The organism is Micromonospora sicca, assembly GCF_003172935.1.
Classification (GTDB): Bacteria; Actinomycetota; Actinomycetes; order Mycobacteriales; family Micromonosporaceae; genus Micromonospora; species Micromonospora sicca.
The window spans coordinates 1-6,440 of the sequence record NZ_QGKS01000442.1 but is presented as its reverse complement, the minus strand read 5'-3'; the positions used below and the strand labels follow the sequence as shown (position 1 = coordinate 6,440).

General features: G+C 70.2%; 6 protein-coding genes, 1 tRNA gene and 1 pseudogene. 6 read left to right on the top strand and 2 right to left on the bottom strand.

Features of this window, described 5'->3' with window-relative positions; genetic code table 11:
• From bcp to DKT69_RS33255, 4 genes are all read left to right on the top strand, one after another.
• A partial coding sequence (gene bcp, locus DKT69_RS33270; RefSeq protein WP_109805375.1) for a thioredoxin-dependent thiol peroxidase occupies positions 1 to 433 on the top strand: 433 nt, incomplete at its 5' end.
• Positions 434 to 493: 60 nt separating this feature from the next.
• Positions 494 to 579 (top strand) — tRNA-Leu (locus tag DKT69_RS33265).
• Between the two features lie 118 nt (positions 580 to 697).
• On the top strand, positions 698 to 1,228 hold the full coding sequence (locus tag DKT69_RS33260; RefSeq protein WP_109805374.1) for a GNAT family N-acetyltransferase: 531 nt from the start codon (positions 698 to 700) through the stop codon (positions 1,226 to 1,228).
• A gap of 485 nt (positions 1,229 to 1,713) precedes the next feature.
• Positions 1,714 to 3,003: an IS110 family RNA-guided transposase gene (locus tag DKT69_RS33255; RefSeq protein WP_109805373.1), complete on the top strand. Its 1,290-nt coding sequence runs from the start codon at positions 1,714 to 1,716 to the stop codon at positions 3,001 to 3,003.
• 366 nt (positions 3,004 to 3,369) lie between these two features.
• On the opposite strand, the gene DKT69_RS33250 is transcribed toward DKT69_RS33255, so the two are convergent.
• Complete coding sequence (locus DKT69_RS33250) at positions 3,370 to 4,185, bottom strand: MOSC domain-containing protein (RefSeq protein ID WP_109805372.1); 816 nt, start codon at positions 4,183 to 4,185, stop codon at positions 3,370 to 3,372.
• Positions 4,182 to 5,015 carry a class I SAM-dependent methyltransferase gene (locus DKT69_RS33245; RefSeq protein ID WP_109805371.1) on the bottom strand — a complete coding sequence of 278 codons (834 nt, stop codon included), beginning with the start codon at positions 5,013 to 5,015 and terminating at the stop codon, positions 4,182 to 4,184. The genes DKT69_RS33250 and DKT69_RS33245 overlap by 4 nt, the downstream gene beginning before the upstream one ends.
• Before the next feature lie 182 nt (positions 5,016 to 5,197).
• Between DKT69_RS33245 and DKT69_RS33240 the strand changes: the two genes are divergently transcribed.
• Positions 5,198 to 6,196, top strand: coding sequence for an LCP family protein (locus tag DKT69_RS33240; RefSeq protein WP_236648507.1), 999 nt, complete (start codon positions 5,198 to 5,200; stop codon positions 6,194 to 6,196).
• Positions 6,197 to 6,307: 111 nt separating this feature from the next.
• Positions 6,308 to 6,440 (top strand): annotated as a pseudogene (locus tag DKT69_RS33235) (IS607-like element ISCARN56 family transposase); the annotation flags it as partial.

Sequence of the window (6,440 nt, the reverse complement as noted above, 5' to 3'; positions counted from 1 at the left end):
GTTCACCCTCCCCACCGACACCGGCGAGACGCTCTCCCTGGCCGACCTGCGTGGCCGCAAGGTCGTCCTGTACGCCTACCCGGCCGCCATGACGCCCGGCTGCACCAAGCAGGCCTGCGACTTCCGCGACTCGCTCGCCTCCCTCCAGGCCGCCGGCTACGAGGTGGTCGGCATCTCCCCGGACAAGCCGGAGAAGCTGGCCAAGTTCCGGGAGCGCGACGCGATCACCTTCCCGCTGGTCGCCGACACCGACAAGGCGGTGCTGACCGCGTACGGCGCGTACGGCGAGAAGCAGTTGTACGGCAAGACCGTCACCGGCGTGATCCGCTCCACCTTCGTCGTCGACGAGGACGGGAAGATCGAGCGGGCGCTATACAACGTCAAGGCCACCGGCCACGTCGCCAAGCTCCGCCGGGACCTCGGCCTCGACTGAACCTGTCGGCGAACGGCGCTCCACAACGACGCAGCGAGACGCTCTAGACTCAGCACGTCTGCGGGAGTGGCGTAAAGGCAGCCGCGATAGGTTTAGGTCCTATTGTCCGAAAGGGCGTGGGGGTTCGACTCCCCTCTCCCGCACCACGCCAAGTCGCCGCTGGCAGGCCGACGAAGCACGGCCTGCCAGCCCGGCCGCATTCGACCGTGTCGGGTGGATCACGATTGCGGGCCACCGGCACGGCCGTTCGGTCACGATGTCGCCGTGAGCCTGCGCTTCGTCCTCGACCCTGAACTCAACGCCGCGCTGCGCGAGCAGATCCTCGATCTCTGGGTGGACGTCACCAACGCCGGCGGCGCGGTGGGTTTCGTCGCCCCGGTGACCGCGGCCGAGGTGCGGCCGATGGCGGAGGCCACCTTCGCCGACATCGCCGACGGGCCCGACCGGCTGCTGGTCGGCTACGAGGGTGACCGGCTGGTCGGTATCCTGATCATCGCCGACAACCGGTTCCACCTGAAGACGCACTACCGGGTGCTCAAGCGGGTGATGGTCCACCCCGACAACCAGGGCCACGGGTACGGCGCCGCGCTGATGCGCGAGGCCGAGCGGATCGGCCGTGAGCTGGGCCTGGCGGGGCTGCACGTGACCGTCCGGGGCGGGCTCGGCCTGGAGTCGTTCTACGACCGGCTGGGCTACCGGGAGGTGGGCCGCCTGCCCGGCGCGCTGCGGCTCGCTCCCGGCGACGACCGGGACGAGGTCTTCATGTGGCTCCACCTGGACCGCCCCGCGGCATGACGCCCGGGCCAAGGCCCCCCGCGGCCTGACACTCCGGCCAGCGGGCGCCAGGCGTGGTCGTCCTTCCGGCCGATCCGTCCCGTGGGCTACCCGGCCACCCCGGATCCGACACGTTGCCGCCCGATCGCCCGAAGCGCCGCCGGTTTAACAGAGACCGGTGGACCCACCGCGGGTCCTATGAAGCTGATGTCGTGGATGAATCGCCACGGTCGGCGAGCTCTCGGTGGCCTGCGTCCGCAGTGATTCGTTTACGTCATCAGTGTCGGGGCTCCTTCGGAGCGCCGCGTATGCGGGAAAATCGGTGATGGTCGCTCGCCGACGTCGGCGGATCTTGGCGCAGGTGAGGCCGTTCATCAGTGTGACGCTGGGAGCCGTGTTGAGGGGCTGCGCATTGTCGCCACGAGCGCGAGGGTCCGCTTCTTTCCGTTCCCCGTGGGCTCCCGCGGGCGACCACCATCCCGTCCCCCGTTGTCTGGGAGTTCGTTGTGGAAGAGGTCGGTGAGCAGGAACTACACGTCGAGCGGGTAGCTGCGCTCGACCTGGGCAAGGCCGCGTTGGAGGCGTGCGTGCGGGTGCCGCACGAGTCCAGGCCGGGCCGGCGTATGCAGGAGGTACGCGGCTACCCCACGACCACGTCGGCGTTGCTGGAACTGGCGGACTGGTTGCGCTGCTGCCGGGTGACCCGGGTGGTCATGGAGTCGACCAGTGACTACTGGAAGGGCGTCTACTACCTGCTGGAAGCCGAGGGCTTCGAATGCTGGCTGGTCAACGCCCGGGAGGTCAGGAACGTGCCGGGGCGGCCAAAGACCGACAAGGCCGACGCGGTGTGGTTGGCGAAGGTCGCGGAGCGGGGCATGTGCGCCCCGTCGCTGGTGCACCCGGCGCCGATCCGCCAGCTTCGGGACCTGACTCGTTACCGTCGCTCGCTGGTGCGCGACCGCACCCGTGAGCGGCAGCGGGTGGAGAAGCTGCTCGAAGACGCGCAGATCAAACTCAGCTCGGTGATCAGTGACATCTTCGGAGTGTCCGGACGGCAGATACTGGACGCGCTGATCGCCGGGCAACGCAACCCGAGGGTGCTTGCTGACCTGGCCCGGGGACGGATGCGCCGCAAGACCGCGATCCTGTCCGAGGCGCTGCGCGGGTTCTTCACCGACCACCACGCGGTGATCCTGCGGATGATGCTGGACAACATCGACCGCCTCAGCGAGCAGATCACCGTTCTGGACGCCAGGATCGAGGAGGCGGTCGCCCCATTCGCCCACCAGGTGGAGCAGCTCACTGAGATTGTCGGGTTCGGCTGCACCGCCGCGCAGGAACTCATCGCCGAGATCGGGGTCGACATGAATCGCTTCCCCTCCGACGCCCACCTGGTGTCCTGGGCCAAGTTCTGCCCCGCCACCTGCGAATCCGCCGGTAAGAAGAAGAACAAGAACCGGCCCAAAGGCAACCCATGGCTCGGCGCCACCCTGGGCAACGTCGCCGCCACCGCCGCCCGCACCGACAGCTTCCTGGGCGCCCGCTACCGACGCATCGCCCACCGCCGCGGCAAACAGAAGGCGATCGTCGCCGTCGGCAACTCCGTCCTGGTCATCGCATACCACCTCCTGTCCGACCCCACCGCCCGGTTCCACGACCTCGGCGCCGAGCACTTCGACTCCCGCGTCAACAAAGAACGCAGAGCCCGCCACCTAGCTACCGCCCTACAAGCCGCCACCGGCCAACACATCTTCATCCGCGACGGCAAAGCCGTCATCGCCGAACCCGCCGCCTAACCGATCAACAGACAAGCCCGGCTCCGCTTCGCTACGCCGGCCGCTACCGCCTGCCCACCTACCGTTGGATTTTCGGGTCAGCTTCGTAGCGCACGACGAAGACACTCCTCGTGGTTGCCAGCGCGACCAGAACAGCCACCGGTCAGGTCAACTGCCGCAGCCGGCCCGGACCACGTCCGGTGTCGGGGGTTCGACCGCCGCGTCGACGACCTCGGCGCCGGCGGCCGGGACGTGGACGGACTGAGCGACATGCTCGGTGGGGCGCTCGGCAAATCGGGTCGCCGCGCGACAAGCGGGCTAAGCGAGGGCTAAGACGCCGCGAGCCGGCCACGCCGCGGGTCCGGGCCAACGCAGACCGGCAGTGGCTCAGTCGAGCAGGGTCACCGGATCGCCGACGTGCACCTCGCCCGGCCCGTCGGGGACCAGGTGCAGCCCGAAGAGGAGCTTCTGGCCGATGTTGCGGTGCCGGGCGAGGGTGCGCAGCGGCTCCTTGCCGCGTACCCCGGTCTCCTGGTCGGTGGTGATGACCAGGCAGCGGTCACAGGGCCCGGCGGCGCGGAAGACGGCCGAGCCGATGCGAAGCCGGCGGCCGGCCCACCCGTCCTCCGCCCAGGCCGGGGCGCCCTCGACCACCAGGTTGGGGCGGAACCGGGCCATCGGCACCGGCGGCTCCCCCGCCTCGGCCAGCCAGCCGTTCAGCGCGTCGAGCGAGGCCGTGCCGGTCAGCAGCAGCGGGTACTCGTCGGCGAAGCTGACCTGGTCGCCGGTGTCATGGTCCCGCTCGCCCGGGTCCAGGTGCCGGGTCGGATCGCGCAGCCAGACCAGCCGGGCCGGGCGGCCGAGCAACCCGCCGAGCCAGTCGTCGGCGGCCGGCCCGGCGGGCAGCGCGGCGACCGGCCGGCGGCTGCGGAACACCCGCACCAGGACCGGCTCGGCCGTGGCCGGCTCGGGTACGTCCAGGTCGGGGCGGCCCGGGGCGCCCAACACCAGGCCGCCGGCGCGCGGAGCGGCGCGCAGGGTGACCAGTTCGGCGGCCTCGCGCTGGGTGACCCCGACGCCGTGCTCGTCGACCACCAGCCAACGCCGGTCGCCGGCCAGGCCCCACGGTTCGACCCGGGCGCCGTCGTGGTCCAGGCGGTGGCAGCCCTTGACCGGGTACGTGTGGACGGCGGCGAGCCTCACCAGGCGACCCCGATCCCGTCGCCCGGGTACCAGTGCCGGGCCGGCGTCTCCCGGTAGGCGAGGAAGCGCCGCCCGGTCCGCTCGGCGTGCTCGGCGAGGACGTTGGTGACGGTGACGTTGTCGGTGAGCAGCATCGCCCCCTCGGCGAGCTTCGACTCCACCGTCTCGAACTCGCTCTTCTCGTGCACCCGGCTGTGGTCGCTGTCGTGCAGGAACAGGTCGACCGGGCGGTCCAGCGCCGAGATCGAGGCGACCGAGTCGCCGATCACCAGGTCGACCACGTCGGCCCAGGGGGTGGCGCGGGCCAGGTAGCCGGCCTCCGGATTGATGTCCAGCGAGGTGAGCCGGCCCGGGTGCCCCTCGGCGGCGTTGCGCAGCAGCGCGGCGGCGAGGACCACACTGCCGAGCCCCTTGTCGACGCCAGTCTCCACGACGTGCCCCGGTTTGCGGGCGCGGACGATGGCGTACCAGCCGATCCTCCGGGCGTACCGGACGTGCTTGTCGGCCAGGCCTCGGCGGGAGGCGGCGGCGGTGGCGTGCTCGATGTGCCCGCGCAGCTTCTCGTCGGTCTCGATCTCGTTGAGGTACGCGCGGACCTGCTGCACCGGCACGTCGCAGACCACGCTGACGAACCAGGCGAGGTGCTGCCGGCTCAGCTTGGTCAGCTCGTACGTGTAGTTGTGATGCTCACGGGAGGTGACCAGCCAGCGGGCGGAGGTGCGCAGCACCTTGGCGTCGTGCCGGGCGACCCGGGCCAGCCGCTTCGGGAAGGCGGCGACCGGAGCCAACGGGGTGCGGGCGATGGCCCGCCGGAGCTTCGTTACGTCCACGGGAGCGTTCTACCAGTTCGAGGGGGTGGCTGACGATGAAAAGTTTCCGCCGGGCCGGCTGGCGAAGCGGGTACGCGGGCGCCGAAGCCGGTCAGTAGCATCGCGGCATGTCGTATCGCGGTCAGTACGCCGGTCCTCAGCCTTTTCAACATCCGCTGGATCCGGTCGACGGTCCGTCTCGGTTGGAACCGGGTGAGCCGCAACGGCCCCGGCGCCGGTGGAAGCGGATCGTCCTGATCACCGCGTTGGTGGTGGCGCTGCTGGGGGGCGGCGGCCTGGTCGCCGGGGGGATCTATCTGAAGTCCGTCGAGTCCGGCATCGAGCGGGTCGACGCCTTCGCCGGCGTGCCCGACGAGGGGCGTCCGGCGGCCGGTGCCCGGGGCGCGCAGAACATCCTGATGCTGGGCAGCGACTCCCGTGATCCGGAGAAGACCTCGGGGTCGCGGACGGACACGATCATCGTGGCCCACCTCCCCGCCGACCGGCAGAGCGCTCAGCTGATCTCCATCCCGCGGGACACCTGGGTGTCGGTGCCGCGATCGGCGGACGGTCAGCACGGCGGGCGGGACGCGAAGATCAACGCCGCCTTCGCCTGGGCCGGCGTCCCGCTCATGGTGCAGACGGTGGAGAAGTTCACGGGGGTCCGGATCGACCACGTGGCGATCATCGACTTCGCCGGCTTCAAGGACATCATCGACGCCCTCGGCGGCGTGACCGTCAACGTGGAGAAGTCGTTCACCTCGATCCATCCGCCGTACCGCTCCTTCAAGGCCGGGCCGCAGCAGCTCGACGGTGAGGCGGCGCTGGACTACTCGCGCCAGCGCAAGCAGTTCGCGGACGGCGACTTCGCCCGCATCCGGCACCAGCAGCAGGTCATCAAGGCGATCCTCGACAAGGCCGCCTCCGGTGGGATCCTCACCAGCCCCGGCAAGCTGAACTCGTTCGTCAAGGCGACGTCGAACTCGGTCTCCGTGGACAAGAACATGTCCCTGCTGGACATGGCAAACCAGATGCGCGGGGTGCGGGGCAGCAACCTGTCCTTCCTCACCAGCCCGACGAAGGGCACCGGCCGGCGGGGCAGCGAGAGCGTGGTGCTGCCCGACCCCGAGCGGGTTAAGGCCTGCTACGACGCGGTACGCCGGGACGCAGTCGAGGAGATCAAGCAGTACGCCGCCAAGTGACCGGGTACGCCGCCCCGGCGGCCGGCAGGTGCCGGCGGCCGGGGCGGGGGCTGACAACTGCTCACTCTCCCGTGATCAAACATACGAATATATGAGTGTTAGTATCGTTCTGTGAAACTTGCCGAGTGGGCGCGCCGTAACGGTGTGCACCCGCAGACCGCGTACCGCTGGTTCCGGGAGGGGACCATGCCGGTGCCCGCTCGGCGTCTGCCGTCCGGCACGATCATGGTGGAGGTGACCGACG